This window comes from Paenibacillus sp. FSL E2-0177 (assembly GCF_037992975.1).
GTDB classification, from domain to species: Bacteria; Bacillota; Bacilli; order Paenibacillales; family Paenibacillaceae; genus Paenibacillus_AQ; species Paenibacillus_AQ odorifer.
Genome location: NZ_CP150307.1, coordinates 4,534,514 through 4,553,628, shown reverse-complemented (window position 1 = coordinate 4,553,628; position 19,115 = coordinate 4,534,514). Strand labels below are relative to the sequence as shown.

General features: G+C 41.6%; 17 protein-coding genes. 13 read left to right on the top strand and 4 right to left on the bottom strand.

The annotated features are described in order from the left end of the window. Nucleotides 1-8 precede the first annotated feature (8 nt). From MHI25_RS20345 to MHI25_RS20335, 3 genes are read left to right on the top strand one after another with little or no spacing between them, the layout of a single operon-like run. Nucleotides 9-1,256: an MFS transporter gene (locus tag MHI25_RS20345; protein ID WP_340394102.1), complete on the top strand. Its 1,248-nt coding sequence runs from the start codon at nucleotides 9-11 to the stop codon at nucleotides 1,254-1,256. 31 nt (nucleotides 1,257-1,287) lie between these two features. Further along, nucleotides 1,288-3,627, top strand: a complete 2,340-nt coding sequence (locus MHI25_RS20340) for an ABC transporter permease (protein WP_340394101.1) — start codon at nucleotides 1,288-1,290, stop codon at nucleotides 3,625-3,627. Nucleotides 3,628-3,641: 14 nt separating this feature from the next. Further along, nucleotides 3,642-4,406, top strand: coding sequence for an ABC transporter ATP-binding protein (locus tag MHI25_RS20335; protein ID WP_076129868.1), 765 nt, complete (start codon nucleotides 3,642-3,644; stop codon nucleotides 4,404-4,406). A gap of 243 nt (nucleotides 4,407-4,649) precedes the next feature. Here the strand turns inward: MHI25_RS20335 and MHI25_RS20330 are convergent, their stop codons facing one another. Beyond that, nucleotides 4,650-6,512, bottom strand: coding sequence for a rhamnogalacturonan lyase (locus tag MHI25_RS20330; RefSeq protein ID WP_179086269.1), 1,863 nt, complete (start codon nucleotides 6,510-6,512; stop codon nucleotides 4,650-4,652). 156 nt (nucleotides 6,513-6,668) lie between these two features. On the opposite strand from MHI25_RS20330, the gene MHI25_RS20325 reads away from it, so the two are divergent. Both MHI25_RS20325 and MHI25_RS20320 read left to right on the top strand, forming a co-directional pair. Beyond that, a complete protein-coding gene (locus tag MHI25_RS20325) occupies nucleotides 6,669-7,712 on the top strand; it encodes a phosphotransferase (RefSeq protein WP_340394098.1) in 1,044 nt (347 codons plus the stop codon). Nucleotides 7,713-7,848: 136 nt separating this feature from the next. After that, a complete protein-coding gene (locus MHI25_RS20320; RefSeq protein ID WP_076129866.1) occupies nucleotides 7,849-8,601 on the top strand; it encodes a hypothetical protein in 753 nt (250 codons plus the stop codon). A 23-nt stretch (nucleotides 8,602-8,624) separates the two neighbouring features. Here the strand turns inward: MHI25_RS20320 and MHI25_RS20315 are convergent, their stop codons facing one another. Both MHI25_RS20315 and MHI25_RS20310 read right to left on the bottom strand, forming a co-directional pair. Then, complete coding sequence (locus MHI25_RS20315; protein WP_340394096.1) at nucleotides 8,625-9,890, bottom strand: MFS transporter; 1,266 nt, start codon at nucleotides 9,888-9,890, stop codon at nucleotides 8,625-8,627. 48 nt (nucleotides 9,891-9,938) lie between these two features. Further along, nucleotides 9,939-10,850, bottom strand: coding sequence for a LacI family DNA-binding transcriptional regulator (locus MHI25_RS20310; protein WP_076129864.1), 912 nt, complete (start codon nucleotides 10,848-10,850; stop codon nucleotides 9,939-9,941). Between the two features lie 640 nt (nucleotides 10,851-11,490). Here MHI25_RS20310 and MHI25_RS20305 point away from each other — a divergent pair. Both MHI25_RS20305 and MHI25_RS20300 read left to right on the top strand, forming a co-directional pair. Further along, nucleotides 11,491-12,042: a polymer-forming cytoskeletal protein gene (locus MHI25_RS20305; protein WP_076183054.1), complete on the top strand. Its 552-nt coding sequence runs from the start codon at nucleotides 11,491-11,493 to the stop codon at nucleotides 12,040-12,042. A 620-nt stretch (nucleotides 12,043-12,662) separates the two neighbouring features. After that, entirely contained in the window at nucleotides 12,663-12,908 is a 246-nt protein-coding gene (locus MHI25_RS20300; protein WP_036688955.1) for a hypothetical protein, read from the top strand. Between the two features lie 62 nt (nucleotides 12,909-12,970). On the opposite strand, the gene MHI25_RS20295 is transcribed toward MHI25_RS20300, so the two are convergent. Beyond that, nucleotides 12,971-13,588: a histidine phosphatase family protein gene (locus tag MHI25_RS20295; protein WP_340394094.1), complete on the bottom strand. Its 618-nt coding sequence runs from the start codon at nucleotides 13,586-13,588 to the stop codon at nucleotides 12,971-12,973. A gap of 158 nt (nucleotides 13,589-13,746) precedes the next feature. On the opposite strand from MHI25_RS20295, the gene MHI25_RS20290 reads away from it, so the two are divergent. The 6 genes from MHI25_RS20290 (at nucleotide 13,747) to MHI25_RS20265 (ending at nucleotide 19,114) form a co-directional block, all read left to right on the top strand. Beyond that, the gene (locus MHI25_RS20290) at nucleotides 13,747-14,649 is read left to right on the top strand and encodes a LysR family transcriptional regulator (protein ID WP_076127372.1); all 903 of its coding nucleotides are present in this window, start codon (nucleotides 13,747-13,749) and stop codon (nucleotides 14,647-14,649) included. A 62-nt stretch (nucleotides 14,650-14,711) separates the two neighbouring features. After that, on the top strand, nucleotides 14,712-15,179 hold the full coding sequence (locus tag MHI25_RS20285) for a DinB family protein (RefSeq protein WP_076127369.1): 468 nt from the start codon (nucleotides 14,712-14,714) through the stop codon (nucleotides 15,177-15,179). A 147-nt stretch (nucleotides 15,180-15,326) separates the two neighbouring features. Then, the gene (locus MHI25_RS20280) at nucleotides 15,327-16,307 is read left to right on the top strand and encodes a LacI family DNA-binding transcriptional regulator (RefSeq protein WP_076127368.1); all 981 of its coding nucleotides are present in this window, start codon (nucleotides 15,327-15,329) and stop codon (nucleotides 16,305-16,307) included. 27 nt (nucleotides 16,308-16,334) lie between these two features. Then, nucleotides 16,335-17,213: a ribokinase gene (gene rbsK, locus MHI25_RS20275; RefSeq protein ID WP_340394093.1), complete on the top strand. Its 879-nt coding sequence runs from the start codon at nucleotides 16,335-16,337 to the stop codon at nucleotides 17,211-17,213. 2 nt (nucleotides 17,214-17,215) lie between these two features. Continuing rightward, complete coding sequence (gene rbsD / locus MHI25_RS20270) at nucleotides 17,216-17,611, top strand: D-ribose pyranase (protein ID WP_076304873.1); 396 nt, start codon at nucleotides 17,216-17,218, stop codon at nucleotides 17,609-17,611. Nucleotides 17,612-17,632: 21 nt separating this feature from the next. Next, a complete protein-coding gene (locus tag MHI25_RS20265) occupies nucleotides 17,633-19,114 on the top strand; it encodes a sugar ABC transporter ATP-binding protein (RefSeq protein WP_076218180.1) in 1,482 nt (493 codons plus the stop codon). The last annotated feature ends 1 nt before the right edge of the window (nucleotide 19,115 follow it).

The window sequence follows — 19,115 nt, the reverse complement described above, 5'->3', positions numbered from 1 at the left end:
GAAATTTTATGATCATTTGGATGGGGGAGTGGATATCCAGTATTGGCAGCGGGTTGACGGCTTTCACCTTAGGGGTCTATGTGTTCCAGATGACGCAGACCGCCTCTAGTGTGGCACTTTTAACCTTATGTGCTTTTCTCCCTTCCATTGTGCTCAGTCCTTTTGGCGGCGTGTTAGCGGATCGGTTTGATCGGCGATTGATGATGATAGCAGGGGATTTGTTGTCTGCTTTTGGACTTATATATGTTCTCATCATCATGCTGCTGGGTGAACCTCATTTATGGCAGATTTGTCTGGGCGTGACGTTTAGTTCGATTTTTGTATCCTTGCTTGAACCTGCCTACAAGGCTACCATTACAGATTTATTAACAGAGGAGCAATTTGCCAAGGCTAGTGGTTTAGTTCAGCTTGCTGCGTCCTCAAAATATCTTCTTTCCCCTATCCTTGCCGGGATTTTGCTTAGCTTTATGGATATAAAAACTATCCTGCTTATAGATATCTCAACCTTTCTAGTTACAGTTCTTGCAGTGATAGCTGTTCGCAGGAATCTACAGACTGAACACAGAGTTCCAACGAATCAGTCGTTTGTAAAAGATTTGAAGGAGGGCTGGGATGCTCTTATTTACACGAAAGGTGTACTGCAGCTTACGATCATTTTGTCTGTCGTTACTTTTTATGTGGGTTTTCTCCAAACCTTATATACGCCTATGCTTTTACCCTTTACGGATACGAAAACTCTAGGCACGGTATTATCTGTAAGTGCTATAGGGATGTTGCTCGGCAGTCTGATTATTGGAGTTTTTAGCATCGATCGTAAATATATCAAAGTATTAGCGCTCGGCCTAGGATTCGCCGGACTGTTTTTTTCTTTGGTGGGTCTGACCACGAATGTTGCTTTTATTACAGCTGCTGGCTTTTTATTTTTTGCAACGTTGCCTTTTGTTAATACCAGTGCTGACGTTATGATTCGCAACCATATCCCAAATGACACACAGGGGCGGGCATGGGGGATCATTGGCATTTTATCACAACTTGGTTATGTGGCTGCGTATGCTTTTGCTGGCATATTGGCTGATCAAGTGTTTAATCCTCTTTTACGAGAGGGAGGTCTGCTTGCTTCATCAGTAGGTAAGGTGATAGGCACAGGGGAAGGACGGGGAATCGGCTTATTATTTATCATCTCTGGTTTGCTCATCATTATTATGGCATTTGTGATCCCCAGAATGAAATCAATTCGCTGCCTTGAACGTGAATAATTGAATGAATTAGAGAGGAGAAGGCCCGTCAATGCTGCTACGAATTGTAAAAAGAGACCTTCAACGCAATAAAATCATTACCTTCGGATTATTTGTGTTTATCATGTTATCGGCTTTGCTTGTTGCTTCAGCGTCGCAAGTGATTATAGAATTGTCGGGGTCCTTGAATCAGCTATTGATTAAATCCAAAGCCCCTCATTTCGTGCAGATGCACGCAGGACAAATCGACAGCTCAGCAATCGAGAGCTTTACAGCCGCTAATCCACTGGTGAAAGATCAACAAACCGTAGAGATGCTTAACTTGGATGGATCTAACGTTTACCTAGGCAGTAACCAAGGCTCGGAAGCAAACAGCGTGATGGATATCGGCTTTGTAGAGCAGAACCCTTCGTTTGATTTGCTGCTGAATTTAGAGAACAAGGTGATTGAGGTATCGGCAGGAGAAATCGCTGTCCCCATTTATTATATGAAGCAAAAGAATCTGAAAATCGGCGACGTAGTTAGCGTTCTAGGTGAACAGTTCGATAAAAAGTTTGTGATTACTGATTTTGTAAGGGATGTCCAAATGAATCCAGCCATGGTCAGCTCCAAACGTTTTGTCGTAAATGCTGCTGACTTTACAGCGCTTAAACAAAAGCTCGGCGAACCTGAATACCTGATTGAATTTCAGCTTACAGATCTATCTAAGCTCAATGATTTCCGCAATGAGTATCAATCCTCAAATCTGCCCAATAAAGGCCCCTCCATTGACTATCCTTTATTTAAAACGCTGAATGCACTGACGGACGGGATTATCGCAGTTGTTATTATTTTGGTAAGTGTTCTGCTGATGCTGATTGCTATTTTATGTCTCAGATTTACGATGATCGCTACCTTGGAAGAGGATTACAGAGAGATAGGTGTCATGAAAGCGATTGGGATCACGCAGCAAGATATTCGCAGCATTTATTTAGCAAAATATATCGTGATGGCAGCAGTCTCCTCTGTATGTGGATATTTACTGTCTTTAGGTGTGGTGCGTTTGTTTACAGCCAATATTACTTTGTATTTGGGCGTTGCTCCTGCCAGTATCCTTCAATATTTTGTTCCTGTCCTGGCGGTAGGTTTAATCTTTGGAGTTGTTGTATTCTTTTGCCGGATGATTCTTAGACGCTTTAATCGCATCACGGTTGTAGAAGCTTTACGGTCAGGTACGAGGGGTGAAGCAAGGATGAACACAAGCGGATTTTCACTTAGCAAGCGTAAATTTGTTAACGTGAATGCTTTTCTCGGGGTAAAAGATGTTTACGGGCGCTTCACCATGTACGGATTATTGTTCTTCGTATTTGTGATCAGTTTGTTTATCGTTCTAGTGCCAGTGAATATATTGAATACCCTTCAGTCTCCCCGGTTTGTTTCTTATATGGGCGTCGGTCAGAGCGATATTCGCATTGATTTGCAGCAATCGAGCCAAATAGAGAAGCGTTTTAATGAGATGATAACCAAGCTTGAAAATGACCCGGACATCTCTAAATTTTCTCCACTGATTACTTCTAGATTTAAGGTATTAGGTAGTGATGGTGTATGGGAATCGCTAAATGTTGAAACCGGTGACTTTACTATTTTTCCGCTCTCGTATGTTCATGGAGGAACTCCTAGAAGTGCAAGTGAGATCGCTCTTTCTGACCTGAACGCCAAGGAACTGAATAAAAAGGTGGGGGATATCGTTCATTTAGAGGTTGCTGGGGTGGCAATAAAATTGACCGTTAGCGGGATCTATCAGGATATAACTAATGGTGGCCGAACCGCAAAAGCGCAATTGCCATATGATTCGAAGACGGTTCTCTGGTATGTAGTAGCTTTGGATGTGAATCCGGGAATTTCCGTCCAGGCAAAAATGGATCAGTACACCAAATTATTTTATCCAGCAAAAATCACTCATCTGCAAAGCTATTTAGCTCAGACATTAGGAAATACAATTCGCCAATTGAAGCTGGTTACAGGCTTATCAATCGTTATCGCATTTTCGATTTCGATATTGATTACCTCTTTATTTCTGAAAATGCTGCTTGCCAAGGATTCTTCGCAAACCGCTATTTTGAGAAGTGTTGGCTTTACGTTAGGAGATATTCGTAGGCAATACCTGGTAAGGATGCTGATAATATCAGGGCTGGGCGTCATTCTTGGTACTTTTGCGGCTAACACTCTTGGGCAAAAAATTGCTCAAATGCTAGGCTCTTTCATGGGGGCTTCTAAGATACAGTTTGTAGTCAATCCGGCGGTAGCCTATCTTATTCTTCCTCTACTTTTCATGCTGATTGTAGCGCTCACCACCGTAACAAGCACGATCTCAATCAGAAAATCCAGTATAGCCAAACTAATTGCCGAATGATAGGAGGTGGCAGAATGTTCATATTAGAGACGAAAGGGTTAAAAAAAAGTTATTCAACAGGGCAAGGAACTCCGCAGTCGATATTAAAGGATGTTCAGCTTCAGGTGTCTCAGGGGGAATTCATAGCTGTCATGGGACCTTCTGGTTCAGGAAAATCAACATTGCTGTATACGATCAGCGGGATGGATAAGTTGACAGAGGGAAGTGTTATTTTTAAAGGGCAGGAGATCAGCGGAGTTTCAGAGAACGAATTAGCCGGTCTGCGCTTAAAGCATATGGGCTTTATTTTTCAGCAAATGCATCTGTTAAAAAACTTGAATATCCGCGACAATATCATCCTGTCTGCTTATCGGGCGAGAACCAGCAGCCGTAGAACTATCAATAAAAGAGCAGCTGAGTTAATGAACAAAACAGGAATATCTGCGCTGGCTGAACGTGATATTACACAGGTGTCAGGAGGACAATTACAAAGAGCAGCAATCTGCAGAGCACTCATTAATCAGCCAGATATATTATTTGGCGATGAGCCAACCGGGGCGCTTAACTCAAAAGCAGCTAGTGAAATCATGGACATATTAGCAGATATTAATCAATCAGGAACAACGCTTATAATCGCCACACATGATGCTAAAGTCGCTGCTCAAGCTGAGCGTGTCTTGTATATGCTAGATGGCAGCATTGCAGCTGAGCAACGGCTTGGAAAATATAATCGCGTAGATGGGGAATTGAAAAGGCGGGAGGAGAAGCTTGCGGCCTGGCTATTAAAGCTGGGGTTCTGATTGGGGATCTAGCGCTGTACGAATGTCAAACAACGTTTTGCAGTTTAATATCTGCCCAGCACTAAAACCTATCCTATATGCAATAATAACCACTCAATGCGAAGGCATTAAACAATTAAAAAAACTATTAACGCACCTCGATCATTGCTGATGCTGGTATAAACCGAACAAAAAAGCAGTTGCCCCGGCACATCCGGATAACAGCAATTGCTTTTTTGTTCACTTACTGATTCTTTAGAAAGCTTACGGCACTACGTATATATTGGGTTTAGACACAGTGGCCATACCGTTGCCTAGGAAAAATCCTGTGTGCGGAGGTTGATTGTAAGCTGTATTCTGCCAGGCAATGCTTAACCGATATACTGGATCATGCATTAAGGTATATATTTTATTGGTGGTGATGTTCGTAGTTGTATAGATTCGTAGAGCCGAGTTATCGGACTTTCTCCAGATAGCCTCTTCGCGCCAGTCTCCAAGCAGGTCGGCCTGTAGGCTTGGCGTTGCTTTGGTACTATTGTTGGATGCTACGCTCGCTCCGGTTAATAAATTGGTAACGGAGTTGCTTGCAGGGTTCCATTTATCAATCTTGACACCATCCAGCAGTTCGCGGGACAAGTCGCCATCCCACCAGATCCCAAAATTCACAGAAGGCATTGAGCTGCTTATTTTGGTGCCTGTAATGGAGTATAGGCCAACGCCGTGAGCCCATACCTCTTCCCCGGGATAATTGGGATCAATATCGGCAGCCATCCCCCGGCCGGTATCTTTTCCCGTGTATACACCCCATAAGACCGTCCCGTTTGCGGCATCCCATACCGCAGCGCCATAGGGAGAACTAGTGTTTTCCATGACTTTAAAAACTTCGAGACCGGGGCGGTTCGGATTTAAATCGCCTACATGCAGCGCGTCTCCATGACCCAGCCCTGTATTGTATAAGGTCGCACCGTTATTATCAATGGTTAAGGCACCATAAATGATCTCATCCTTACCATCGTTATCCACATCGGCTACACTTAAGCTATGATTACCTTGACCGGCGGTTCCAGCATTGGTGGAGCTATTGCTATCAAAGGTCCATTTACGGGTCAAAGCACTGCCATTCCAGTCAAAAGCTACAACGACTGTGCGCGTATAATAACCACGTGCCATAATGATGCTTGGATGTACTCCATCCAGATAGGCTACACCTGCTAAAAAGCGGTCTACTCGATTGCCGTAATTGTCACCCCAACTGGATACGGTTCCTCTGGCAGGAACATAATCAATCGTGGTTAAGGCTTTCCCCGTTTGTCCGGAAAATACACTCAGATATTCAGGCCCGGTCAGGATATATCCACTGGAGTTGCGATAATCTGCACTTGTGTTTCCAAGGGTTACGCCAACTCCGTCAACTGTACCGTCTGCTGTTTTGCAGACTACTTCGGCTTTACCATCACCATTGAAATCATAGACTAGAAATTGAGTATAATGTGCGCCAGCCCGAATATTTTTACCCAGATCAATTCGCCATAGCCGAGTTCCATTCAGCTTATAGGCATCCAGATAGACGTTGCCTGTATAGCCACTTTGCGAGTTGTCTTTGGAATTGGAAGGATCCCACTTCAACACGATTTCATATTCCCCGTCACCGTCTAAGTCGCCCACGCTGGCATCATTGGCACTATAGGTATAACTTACGCCATCTGGCGTAGTGCCGCCAGCCGGAATTTGAATTGGAACGTCCAAATAGTTGTTGGCCCATACATTTGCTGCTGGGGAATCTGATTGCTCAATACCGCCGACGATTGCTCGAACTGTATAGCTAGACGAAGTTATGCCAGCGTTATCCTGATAATTCGTGCTGTCCGTGATTGGGGTAACGTTTACTTTTGTACCATTGCGGTATAAATTAAAAGAAACCGACAGTTCTTCTGTTCCGAGTAGCCGCCAGCTCACAAATACACCGCTGGATACCTTCACTGCTACTAGTCCCCGATTTAGCTTTTCCGCTTGCCGGGCAGATGCTGCCGACACAGAGGAAAGAGAGCCAAAAGCTGCCGTCCCTAAGGTAAAGACTAAAAACCAAATGATTACAAGATACCCTGATTGATGTAACCGCTTACTCATTAACGAAGCCTCCTTTTCATTTTTGGTTCACGAGGGTTACACAGGATGTCATAGTGAACAGTACATAATATTTCATAAAGATAAAAATATGTTTTAAATTTACTTGAACCATTTTAAATGAGTACGACTTTACTCACACAGAAAGGAATACATAACATGGAAAATATAAGCTATAATTTAAAATTCGCTACACTTTGTGCCAAATATAATCTGGGTCTGTTGATGAATGAACCTGAACCGATAACAGGCGGACTCTTGCACAGAATGTATCGCCTGCAAACGGATAAAGCGCAATACGCAGTAAAGGCCTTAAATCCTCAAATTATGCAACGAGATACAGCAATGTCCAATTATATTTTTTCTGAAATGGTTGCGAATCTGGCTTATCAAAAGGGAATCCATGCTGTTCCGGCAATCGTATCTAATGGCAGTAGTATGCATGAGGTTGAAGGGCAATTTTATTTATTGTTTCCATGGGTTCAGGGGAAGGCATTACCTTTAGATGAAATAGATTTAGATTGTTGTAAAAAGATTGGGGCAATTCTTGCGCAGCTCCACATCATCGATTTCTCACAGGGAACGGATGATCATCACTTTGAAACGCTTAAAGCGTCTAATGCTGCAGTTGCCAATTGGAAGGAGCTTGCTATCAAAGGAGAGCAGCAGGGTGCAGAATGGTCAAGCTTGCTAGCAGATCACCTGCATAAGATAGAGAATTGGGAGTCATTGATTCATTCTTCAGCGAGTCTATTGACGAATCATTATGTTATCAGCCATCGGGATTTAGACCCCAAAAATGTCTTGTGGGATGAGAAGAAAGTTCCGATAATAATCGATTGGGAAGCAGCAGGACCTATTCATCCTACGTTAGAGCTGATAGATGTAGCTTTATATTGGTCAGGTTCTGAATCGGGAGATTTAAGCAAAAAGGCATTCTCAAATTTGATTAACAGCTATCTGGAGCATGGCGGAGAGATTTATGCGGATTGGCAGGTTGTGCTCAACTATGGCTTTTTGGGAAAATTAGAATGGTTAGCTTACAATATCAGACGTTCACTAGGACTGGAGAGCTCGGATGATGCAGAACGGGAGCTGGGTACTCGTGAGGTAATCCGTACGATTAATGCATTACACGACTACGCTGATTTTATTCCACAATGTTTATTATGGTTGGGAGATTTAGAGGAAGGAAGTGCCTAATCTATTAAAGGAGAACTTATTTATGAATGTTGTTAACGCTACGATGGCAGATATAAATGGATGAGTGTGTTCCGATGGACTGGAAGGGGGTTCACGCCAAAAGTTTAAACTGACTGTACGTTAAAAAGGAGGACTTATGAAGAAGTTTATAGTTATATCTGGCGTCTCGCTATTTTTGTTGGCGATTTCTTTTAACCCATTGTTCAACTATATACGTGAGTACATAATCTCTGATCAAATTAATCAGCGTTATGAGATAAAGCATGCTGAAAAAGAATATAACCCAATAAACGTACAAGAGATAACGGTTGATGATAAGAATATTAAAATCAGGGAAGAAAAAACAGGCAGGAAAGCAGATTTGACCCCATGGGATGAAGAGGAGAAGGTCCCGCCTGGTGATATTGTCAAAGTTCAGTTCTTATTAAATGATCAAAAAATCTCCACCCCTGATGAAATATGGCTATCCAATCGGGACAGAGGCAGCCGGTATTTTTCGTGGATAGATATTCTCACAGTAAAGGACCGAAAGACTGGTGAGAAACAAATAAGTATAGTCCAAAGACTGACCGATGATAGTCAACCCATGGAAACAAGAAAATGGAAAATCATTACGATTGCCCAAGACGGAGAAGTAGACGAAGAGGTTCTCAGCTATGCGCAAAGAAGCAACAATCATTTAGGCGTCAGGCTAATCGAGTTCTCCGGTACCTCCCTTATGGGTATGGGCTATTATTCAGATGTTACTAAGGCCTATCCTAGTATTTTCTTCCCACTCCTTTTTCCGTTTCTAACTGGAATAGCGGGTCTCCTGTTATTGATTTTTCTGGTTGTTTTATTACTGTTTGAGCTTCATCTTAGACGCGTTATTAGAAAAAGAGGGCGATAAAGAACACAGGATACGTTCTGGAATTACTTGTAGTTTCGAATTACCTTTAATTTAGTGATAGTTGATAAGGCAAACAGCAGCAGTAAGACCCCGATTGAACCCATGACAGGACCAGGGCTGAAGAGATCAGACAAGGATGAGACAGCAGTAAGACCAATGGATGGGGCTACACTCATGATAGAACCTAATACACCGAACACCCTACCCTGGATGTCTTCTGAAACTTCCAGCCTAAGGATTGTATTAATCAGCAAAGTGCAGAATGAGAACATGAAGCCAATCACAAGAATGATAGGAATGGCAATCGCAGCGGAAGTGACGAATGATAACAGGAGGTACAGGGGACCGAGACATAGCAGTCCAGTCATAATAAGGAAACCTCTGTTTTTCAATTTGGAGCCGAGCAGTAAGATCAGACCGGATCCGATCATATAACCAAGTGGAATACAGGCTTCAATAAGTCCAAACTGAAAGGGAGTGGAATCCCACACGTTGACAGCCATAACCTGGGTCAACATCAGGGAGGGGACAAAAAATAAGGTTAAGGTAGGAAGCATAATCATAACGGCGCGTGCAAAAGGGTACCTCCAAATATAGCGAATTCCATCGATCAAATCCTGTGTGAATTTCCGTTCTTTCTTGGGCACGTTATTTAATTGAGTTGGCAAAGGAAGGGAACGGACCGCTAACACGAGCAGAAAGGAGAGGAAGAATGTAGCTCCATCAAATAAAATAGCGTCGGCTGCTCCAAAACTCGCTACGAAAATCCCACCGGCGGAATAACCAATAGTTCGGCAGATGTTTTCAGACAAGTTCAACAGTCCTACCGCTTTTTGTAGATGTTCTTTACCAACAACAGTAGTGATAGAAGCTTGGTATGCCGGGGACTGGAATAAAGCTGAAATGGTCGTAAGACCCGTCAGTATGACGACGATAATGAACGAAGTAGAGGGCAGGGAAATGGCTAAAGCTAGCGTCACTACGAGTCCGCAACTTATCAGATCTGTGATCAGCATGAGGGTTCGACGATTGACCCTATCCGCAAAAGTTCCCCCTATCGATCCGAGCAAAGAACTAAGCAATAAATTGATTATCGTGATGATGGCAATCATTTTGGCGCTGCCGGTCGTTTGCAGTACCCATAAACTTAAAGCAATACTATGAAAAGTGTTACCGAACAAGGAAATGGAGTACGAACTGAGTAGCAGCAGGAATCTCCGATTTCCCCAAAGAGAGGGATGAGCTTGAACAGCAGAGGGAACTTGTTTCACTAATACAGGACCAGGCATAAGTTATGCTCCTTTCAACTTAAACGCTTAAGTGAATAGCCAAAAAAATTATTCTACAAAATAACAATTATTTTCTTGTGCGGAGTAGTCAGAATGATGCAATAATTTGTCCATGAGTTCAAATGCAGTAGCCGCTTTATCCCCTGTGAAAATGAATTTATGAACGTCATCTCCTAATATTTCCGGACAATTGCAGGTGCAAAGAACAGAGAGTTGTTCGAACCTCCCGTTTTTTTCAACGTAACTTCCAATAAACTCATTAATGACAATGGCCTCTTTATAGCCCCCCTCCTGTAAGAATGTATTTAATTCCTCCAAATTGACAACGGTGAATATCGCTTCTTCAGGTAATGGAAGACTGTCCTGAATAAAGCGGGTGAGGAAAGAGTTATTGAAGCTCTCCATAATTAAACATACCTGTGAAAGGTCCTGTGGTTTTACCTTTTGCAGAGCTGCTCGATAGTTGAAAAAGACTTGCTTAAAGAGTTTATCTTCTATCATGCTGTCGATCAGAATCAAAGGAATTCCTTCTACAAAATGCTTGGAGATCGAATAAAAGGCTTCCTCGCGCACATCGATCAGAAATACAGCCTCCAGCTTTCTTTCTACGATAATATCCAAAGAAGGCTGGTCAACATCAAGTGAATATAGCAGCGTATGGTAACCAGCATTTGTTAACCGTTGTTCCAAGGCATGTATAAATGAGAACTGGGCATGGAGCTTCCAGTGTGGGGTATGGGCTGCTGTGTTAACAAGCACACCGACCAATCCTGTTTTCTGATTCGCAAGTGAACGTGCTGCCAGATTCGGTATGTAATGCAGTTCCTCGGCAAGCTGAAGAATCTGCTGGCGCGTTTTCTCAGGAATGGTTTGGTTGCCGACACGATTCAGAACATAGCTCACTGTTGCGACGGAGACATTGGCACGAAGTGCGATGTCCTTCATGGTTGTCTTTTTCACCAGTAAATAGCTCCCTTATCCTTGTGATATTTTCTAAAGATTAACATTCTGATTCTAAAGCGTCAATGGGGGGGAGTGAGCAGTCAGATGACCCTGTTAAGTTGCTAGAAATGGAAGAATGTAGCCCTTGAGATTCAACTCTGGGAAGATCTGCTTGATAATCGTCTTAAGCTAAATTATACGAAACAAGCTTTATGCAAAAGCTGAAAAAATGCTTATTAACCCAATGGTCATCCTTCCGCTGTATTATTTTTATGCTGGAGTTTTGCATAAACCTAACATTAAAAAAGTAAGTGTAGAGTATGATGGTTCCATATCTTTTTCAAGAGAATATCTAATCTAAAGATTTATAGTAATAAAGATTATGAGGATACTTCCGCAGTTATTGGGAGTGTCCTTTTTGTATGGAATTAAGCACCTTTGTGACCTTTCTTAAAATTTGGGTAAATAAGTATTAAGATCTATGAACTTAAAACGGGCAGCGAGATGAGGTGTTACTTATGGATACGATTCCGGATGGAGATTAGTGATCTTTGTGAAACCGCTTCAGATAACGACACAATATTGTGAAAATTTTCACCTGTTTATTAAAAATTTTAATATATAATTAATTTATAATCAAAAACAAGGGGGATTTAAAATGAAGTTATTTAAAATGATGTTAGTAGCAGGCGTCTCGGTTGCAGTCTTGTCTGGTTGTGGTGCGAATAATAATAATGCGACTAATTCGGCGGCTACTACGGCTCCAACTACAGAGCAAACGGATGCAGTTACTACAGCTTCAATCGTAAATCAAGCAGATGCGTTTACCAAGGCTGTAAGTAAAGATGGAAATTGGATTATTGCCATTCTAAATGATGTGACGATTGCCCAAGATGTTGTTGTTGAAGGCGAATTCCATGATAAAGGGGCCGCAGACGGCGACATCTACCGTAAGATTGCTCTTTATGCCCAAGACGCTGATCACAAAGTTACTGCCAATTACACACTCACTGTACCTAAGTTAACTGTACAAAGTGAAAATTTACGAGTTCAAGGCGGAACCATTAAAGGTGATGTTTATGTAGAAGCGAACGGATTTAATCTGCATGAAACCTCGACTATTGATGGAAATCTTTACTTCGCAAACGAAGATGTGAAAGCAACTGCAGGGATTGAAGGTAAAGTAACTGGGGCAACTGAAGTTAAATAAGTTAGTGATGTTTTCGATTAGTTAGATGTAGAAGTTGAAGGACTAAATAGATAGAATTATTCGGATAGGTTCAGGAAAAAGGAATCAGTATGAATGGGCAAACTCATAATGGACTACACCCCATCTAGTTACCATATGAGAGCCGACGGAAGCCTTGAAGTAACAAGTAATGGAGTATTGAAGTGTACAGTAGATGGGTTTAACTGTATTTTGTACAACTAAAATGCTCAAAACGCCCAGCCAATAAAAATAGCTGTATTTAGTACATCTATTTTCTTGATTTAATACTCTACAGGCTATTTCTCTAGTTTTTAATTGTATAGAATACACTTAAAGTTAGAATTAGCCCTTGTGGATATGGAATAAGTGTATAGAATGCAGTTATCTTACAAATTTCAACAAGATAGTGCGTTACAACGGAGTGGGTATCCGAAAGCTACGAATGATTAAGCTTAGCTCGTAACCTACTCAAGCAAACCACCGCAGACCCAAAACACCAGGCAGTGAACCTCCAACGGAGAATCGCTGCCTGGTTGTTTTTTGTGGATGAATATATGAACTATTGTTGATTTTCTTCATATTGACTTATAATATTACTACCACTACTAGGAGGAACACATATGTCTAAGGAGTATTCGCGCACATATATTGAGAGCGTAAAGCTTGAAATGTTAAATAGGTTGGGATTAAAGCAGGTGTTCTTCAAGGAGCAAATAGGGGATAGCCTAATTTTTGAAGCTGTGGGCTTTGATAAAGGGGCAAAACATCGCTTTTGCGTTAGACCAAAGACGAAAACGATTGATGAATTCATTTCAGGCAAATGGATGAAGGTCCGCAGTTTTATAATCAAAAGTGTGGATATTTAATGTTGAACCCTATAAAGGTAGCCCCGTTAATCGGAGTTACCTTTTTATTTTTTGACCCATAGTCATTGATAATGTGAAGTATCTCCATACAGATCGATGGTTGTATTGTTATCAGTTAGGGTTACTTTACATAATGCTGTAGAGAGAATATCCGGTAACTCTCCAATTTCCTGCAATGATTTATTGAGAAAATAAGCCATAATGACTTTTAAAGTCATCCGATGTGTGACGATGAGCACTTCTAGCCCTACGTTATCGTTTATGATACGCTCCATTGTCGGCACTACTCTTTGTTCAAGCTGCTTGTAAGTTTCACCTGAGGTTAGAGGAATATATAGATCCGGTCTGGTGAAAAAATGGGAATATTGTAAAGGGGATTCTAGTTGTATCTGATCCGTATTCATTCCTTCCCAGCTCCCCATGTTAATTTCCATTAAAGAAACTTGCTGATAAATAGGTAAACTCCGCTTTCCCCGTAAAATCTGCGCAGTATGCAATGCTCTTGGACTAGTACTAGAATAAATTGCGCCTAAGTTTTCTACTTCCAAACGATCTCTTAACCATTCCGCCTGCTGTTCGCCCAAGGCTGTAAGCGCAGAATTTTGATGCCCTTGCATTCGTTTTTGTAAATTCCATTCTGTTTGCCCGTGGCGGGTTAAGTATAATACTGTTTTTGTCATTAACGAGACCTCCCTTATGAATAGTTGTAAGTATAAGATAAATAAATATAAATAAACAATATATAATAGTTAACATCCATAATGTATAGTTATAGTAAAATGGCTGAGGATAAGCGGCGAATACAGATATTATTTTATGAAGTGAGGAAGAGTTGACGATGAACTATCATGTATTAAAATTGTTTTATTACGTTGCGATCACAGGTAGTGTGACCAAAGCCTCTGAACGTTTGCATATCAGTCAACCCGCTATATCAGCGCAAATCCGTAAGTTTGAACGGGAGAATCATATTTTATTATTTGAAATTAAAGGAAAGAGGATGGTGCTCACCCCTTTAGGAAAAAGGTTAATCGAACCTCTTGAGAAGTTTTTTGCCATGGGTGATCAAGTCCAGCAAATCATTGAAGACTATCACAAATTTCCTGAGGGGAATCTGCGGATTGCAGGTAATTATTTAGCGACAAGCATCCTCATTCCCCGGTGGGCGTCATTATTCAAACAATCTTTTCCGGAAGTTAACATTCAGATCACTACTACTAATTCTCATGGTGTCATGGAAAAATTAAATGATTTTGAAGCAGACGTGGCGATTTACAGTGATATGGAGTTTCCTTCGCATAATACAGGAGTGTTCGAACATCGGGAGTTATATAGGGACGAGTATGTATTCGTGGTTTCTTCCCATCACCCTATTGCCAATCAGCAGGTTAGTTTTGAAGAAGTGATGTCTGAAGCATTTATTATGAGGGAAGAGGGCAGTGCAGCCAGAGAGCAGCTTGTCCGGTTGTGTGAAGAAAGAAGTGTACAGCAGCCAACGATTGGGCTTCAATTTAATGGAGTGAATGAAGTTATTCAAGCTGTCATTGCCGGTTATGGAATTAGTTATGTATCCGCTTTGTTGGCGAAACCTTATCTTGATCAGGGAACATTAGCTAAAATAGCAGTAGAAAATGTAGTCTCCAAGCATTCGATATGGATGGGCTACAGAAAGAAGGAACTTCAAGAAAGTTATATGCAGTCGTTTATTACGCTCGTTATGAAACAATTAAGTATAAAATAATTTTAGGAAATTAAAGATAATCTCATGGTAAACTATGGATAAAAATATTAGGAGGGGTCATAATGGATCAAATTGTATTCAAACAAATTAAGTTTGTGCGAAGTGTTACTGTGCGTGCTGTCGAGGGACTATCTGAGGGAACTTTGAATAGCATTCCAGAAGGGTTTAATAACAATATCCGATGGAATTTGGGACATATTTATTTGGTGCAAGAGAAGTTTGCCTTTCATTCTGCTCGGGAGCTTATGCAATTGCCGGCAAGCTTTGAACGCTTATTTGCGAAAGGGACTAAACCAGCCGAGTGGAATGAGGAACCGCCAACGCTTGAAGTTTTACTTGAGATGCTTACGGAGCAACCCAAACGGATCCAGGAAGCTTTTCACAATCGCTTAAGTGAGCAAGTAACCCCTCTTACAACAGGAAGTGGATTAACCCTAAATTCAATCGGTGAATTCATAAATTTCACACTTTACCATGAAGGTATGCATTTCAATACAATAAAATTATTAAATCGCTTTGCAGATAAATAAATTCAAATAACAAAAGATATCGATATATAGTTGGTATCTTTTGTTAGCTTTATGTTCGAAAAAAAGATTTGTAAATGAAAAGGTTATGTGATAATCTAATTTATGTAATACATGTAACCGGTTACACATTGGGGGATGAATGAAAGAATGATGACGATCAAAGATGTCGCAAAAATAGCTGGAGTTTCGGTAGCAACAGTCTCACGGGTTATAAATGAATCTGGATATGTGAATATCGATACTCGCAAAAAGGTTGAGGCAGCGATCAAAGAAATGAATTATACCCCTAATGAGGTTGCAAGATCATTATACAAGCGGAAATCTAAATTAATCGGGCTGCTCTTGCCTGATATTACCAACCCGTTCTTCCCGCAGTTAGCGCGGGGGATAGAGGATCGGATGCAGGAGCAAGGTTATCGGATCATCTTTGGCAATAGTGATGAGAACGAGGACAAAGAGATGGATTATATTCAAACCTTTATCCAAAACAATGTCATTGGCATGATATCGTCAACCAATTTCCCTGAGAGTGACGTTTATTCTAACTTGAAGATTCCGGTTGTATTTCTGGACCGTACTTCTAATGATAGCCCTTCCGTATACGCAGATGGCAAAAAGGGCGGACGTCTTGCAGCACAGGAGATTATCGCACGGGGAAGCAAAAAAATTACAGTGATACAAGGACCGGCGCATATCAAACCTGCACAAGATCGATTTCTTGGGGCGATTGAAGTCCTTAATGAAATGGGAATCAGCTATAATGTGATCGAAACTTCATCCTTCTCCCATACAGTAGCAGAACAATGGGCAGTGGAGTTATTTGATAAATATATAGATACGGATGGCGTAATTGCCAGTAATGATATTGTGGCGACGGCAGTCATTCATGAAGCGCATCGTTTAGGTAAAAGAGTGCCGCAGGATCTGCAAATCATCGGATTTGATGATATCCCGCTCAGCAGCTTGTTGTCACCTGCTTTATCCACCATTCGCCAGCCGGCACATGATATGGGTAGAGAAGCAGCGGGTTTACTTATTAAGCTAATTGAGCAAGATAAGGTGGAAGAGAAGATTATTCAACTACCCGTTAGCTTTGTGGAGCGGGAAACTACAAGAAGTAAAGAATAGATGACAACATGAGAAAGGTTGATGAATATGGCTAAGATATGTGTAATTGGCAGCTGTTCAATGGATTTAGTAGTGACTTCGAATAAGCGGCCTCACGCGGGTGAGACTGTGCTTGGAGAACAATTCTCCACCGTTCCGGGCGGTAAGGGTGCGAACCAAGCCGTCGCTGCTGCCCGTCTAGGAGCAGAAGTTACGATGGTTGGTTGTGTAGGTGATGATTTCTATGGTACCGCTATCATGGATAATCTGAAAAAGAATCGCGTTTTTACCGCCAATGTGGAACCGGTTACACATGTCGAAAGTGGAACAGCTCACATCATTTTAGCGGAAGGCGATAACAGCATTATCGTTGTAAAAGGAGCCAATGATTTAGTTACTCCTGCATTGGTTGAACGGGCACTTGAGAATATTAAAGGCTCTGACATGGTATTAATCCAACAAGAAATTCCGGAAGAAACGGTGTCTTATGTAAGTGAGATTTGCTATAAATTCAATGTGCCTATGTTGCTTAACCCAGCACCTGCTCGGCCTATCAGTGAAACGATTATAAACAATGCCACCTATTTAACTCCCAATGAACATGAATGTGCAATATTATTTCCTGAGATGAGTACTGCTGAAGCTTTACGCAAATATCCCAATAAGTTATTTATAACCGAGGGCAGCAATGGTGTACGTTATTACGATGGTAAACAGGAAGTTTTAGTTCCCACCTATAAAGTGAATGCTATAGATACCACTGGAGCAGGAGATACTTTTAATGCGGCATTTGCTGTTGCTCTAGCTGAAGGCAAGTCTATTCCAACTAGTGTAAAGTTTGCCAATCGCGCCGCTTCTTTATCCGTCACAAAATTTGGTGCCCAAGGTGGCATGCCAACAAGAGTAGAGGTGGAGGTGAGTCTTTAATTATGAAAAAACAAGGAATCTTAAACAGTCATATTTCCAAAGTGCTTACTGACTTAGGCCACACCGATACGATTGTCATTGCTGATATTGGATTACCCGTTCCATCTGGTGTTCCAAAGATTGATTTAGCGCTTAAATTGGGAGTTCCCAGCTTTCAAGAGATTGTCGAAATCATATCAGAGGATATGGTCATAGAGAAAGTTATCGTGGCAGAGGAATTAGCAGCAAAAAATAAAGACACTTCTGAATACTTGAATGACAAATTTAAGGAAATACCTATAGAGGCGATTTCACATGAACAATTTAAATTGTTAACCCAGCATGCGAAGGTCATCATTCGTACGGGGGAAGCTAAGCCGTATGCAAATTGTATTTTACAAGCCGGGGTCTATTTTTGATAAAAAGGGGGTTCAAAGCGTATGCACATTACGATGAAAGATATTTATAAATCTTTTGGGGCTAACCGTGTGTTGACGGGTGTGGATTTTGAGCTGAAGGATGGTGAAGTTCATGCCCTAATGGGAGAGAATGGTGCAGGAAAGTCTACTCTGATGAACATTTTGATTGGACTGCATCAGCGTGATCAAGGAACCATTAGTATAGATGGTCAGGAAACATACTTTAACAATCCCAAAGAGGCTGAACGTTATGGGATCGCTTTTATCCATCAGGAGTTGAATGTGTGGCCGGATATGACAGTTCTAGATAATCTGTTTATTGGTAAGGAACGAACCTCCAAACTAGGGATCTTAAATATGAAAGAAATGAAAGCGTTAGCAAATGAACAGTTTCGTAAGCTCTCCGTAACGATTCCCTTAAATCAAGAGGCGGGGGAATGTTCGGTAGGGGAGAAACAGATGATTGAGATTGCAAAAGCGCTTATGACTCATGCAAAAGTTATCGTCATGGACGAACCGACAGCGGCATTAACCGAACGGGAAATCCAGAAATTGTTCGAAGTCATAACTTCCCTTAAAAAGGAAGGCGTCTCCATCGTGTATATTTCGCACCGGATGGAAGAGATTTTTACGATATGTGACCGAATAACGGTCATGCGAGATGGGAAAACAGTAGACACGAAGCCCATTCCAGAGACTAACTTCGATGATGTAGTTCGGAAGATGGTAGGGCGTGAATTAACCGACCGGTTTCCTGAGCGTACCTCCAAACCCGGAGAGGTTGTTCTTGAAGTTAAAAATGCCACGAAAAAAGGGCAATTTAAAGATGTTAATTTCTCCGTTCGTTCGGGTGAGATCTTAGGTTTCTCAGGATTAATGGGATCTGGACGAACAGAAATGATGAGAACCTTATTCGGATTGGAATCGTTAGACCGTGGTGAGATTATGGTGCGGGGAGAAAAGGTCACGATTCGAAATCCCAATGATGCGATGAAGGCGGGGATAGGATTCGTTACGGAGGACCGTAAAGATGAAGGGTTAGTGCTTGATTTCTCTATTCGAGACAATATGGTGCTTACAAATTTATATAGCTTCGCTCCTAAGGGTGTAATCATTGATAAAAAAGAACAAGAATTTGTAGACATACTTATCAAGCGGCTGCACATCAAGACACAGTCTTCCTCCACTTTAGTCCGGAATTTATCCGGGGGGAATCAACAAAAGGTGGTCATCGCCAAATGGATTGGGATCGGCTTAAGTGTGCTTATCCTCGATGAACCTACCCGTGGAGTGGACGTAGGAGCTAAACGGGAGATCTATCAGCTCATGAACGAATTAACGGAACGTGGAGTCGCCATAATCATGGTATCGTCAGAGCTTCCTGAAGTCTTAGGAATGAGCGACCGGATCGTAGTGGTTCATGAAGGGGAAATTAGTGGAGAGCTATCACAACAAGAAGCTACGCAAGAAAAAATCATGACGTTAGCTACAGGGGGGCAATAGT

Bases quoted from the DNA above. Each gene is read 5' to 3' on its own strand.
- MHI25_RS20345 (WP_340394102.1), top strand. From the start codon at position 9: ATGATCATTTGGATGGGGGAGTGGATATCCAGTATTGGCAGCGGGTTG.
- MHI25_RS20340 (WP_340394101.1), top strand. From the start codon at position 1,288: ATGCTGCTACGAATTGTAAAAAGAGACCTTCAACGCAATAAAATCATT.
- MHI25_RS20335 (WP_076129868.1), top strand. From the start codon at position 3,642: ATGTTCATATTAGAGACGAAAGGGTTAAAAAAAAGTTATTCAACAGGG.
- MHI25_RS20330 (WP_179086269.1), bottom strand. From the start codon at position 6,512: ATGAGTAAGCGGTTACATCAATCAGGGTATCTTGTAATCATTTGGTTT.
- MHI25_RS20325 (WP_340394098.1), top strand. From the start codon at position 6,669: ATGGAAAATATAAGCTATAATTTAAAATTCGCTACACTTTGTGCCAAA.
- MHI25_RS20320 (WP_076129866.1), top strand. From the start codon at position 7,849: ATGAAGAAGTTTATAGTTATATCTGGCGTCTCGCTATTTTTGTTGGCG.
- MHI25_RS20315 (WP_340394096.1), bottom strand. From the start codon at position 9,890: ATGCCTGGTCCTGTATTAGTGAAACAAGTTCCCTCTGCTGTTCAAGCT.
- MHI25_RS20305 (WP_076183054.1), top strand. From the start codon at position 11,491: ATGAAGTTATTTAAAATGATGTTAGTAGCAGGCGTCTCGGTTGCAGTC.
- MHI25_RS20300 (WP_036688955.1), top strand. From the start codon at position 12,663: ATGTCTAAGGAGTATTCGCGCACATATATTGAGAGCGTAAAGCTTGAA.
- MHI25_RS20295 (WP_340394094.1), bottom strand. From the start codon at position 13,588: ATGACAAAAACAGTATTATACTTAACCCGCCACGGGCAAACAGAATGG.
- MHI25_RS20290 (WP_076127372.1), top strand. From the start codon at position 13,747: ATGAACTATCATGTATTAAAATTGTTTTATTACGTTGCGATCACAGGT.
- MHI25_RS20285 (WP_076127369.1), top strand. From the start codon at position 14,712: ATGGATCAAATTGTATTCAAACAAATTAAGTTTGTGCGAAGTGTTACT.
- MHI25_RS20280 (WP_076127368.1), top strand. From the start codon at position 15,327: ATGATGACGATCAAAGATGTCGCAAAAATAGCTGGAGTTTCGGTAGCA.
- rbsK (WP_340394093.1), top strand. From the start codon at position 16,335: ATGGCTAAGATATGTGTAATTGGCAGCTGTTCAATGGATTTAGTAGTG.
- rbsD (WP_076304873.1), top strand. From the start codon at position 17,216: ATGAAAAAACAAGGAATCTTAAACAGTCATATTTCCAAAGTGCTTACT.
- MHI25_RS20265 (WP_076218180.1), top strand. From the start codon at position 17,633: ATGCACATTACGATGAAAGATATTTATAAATCTTTTGGGGCTAACCGT.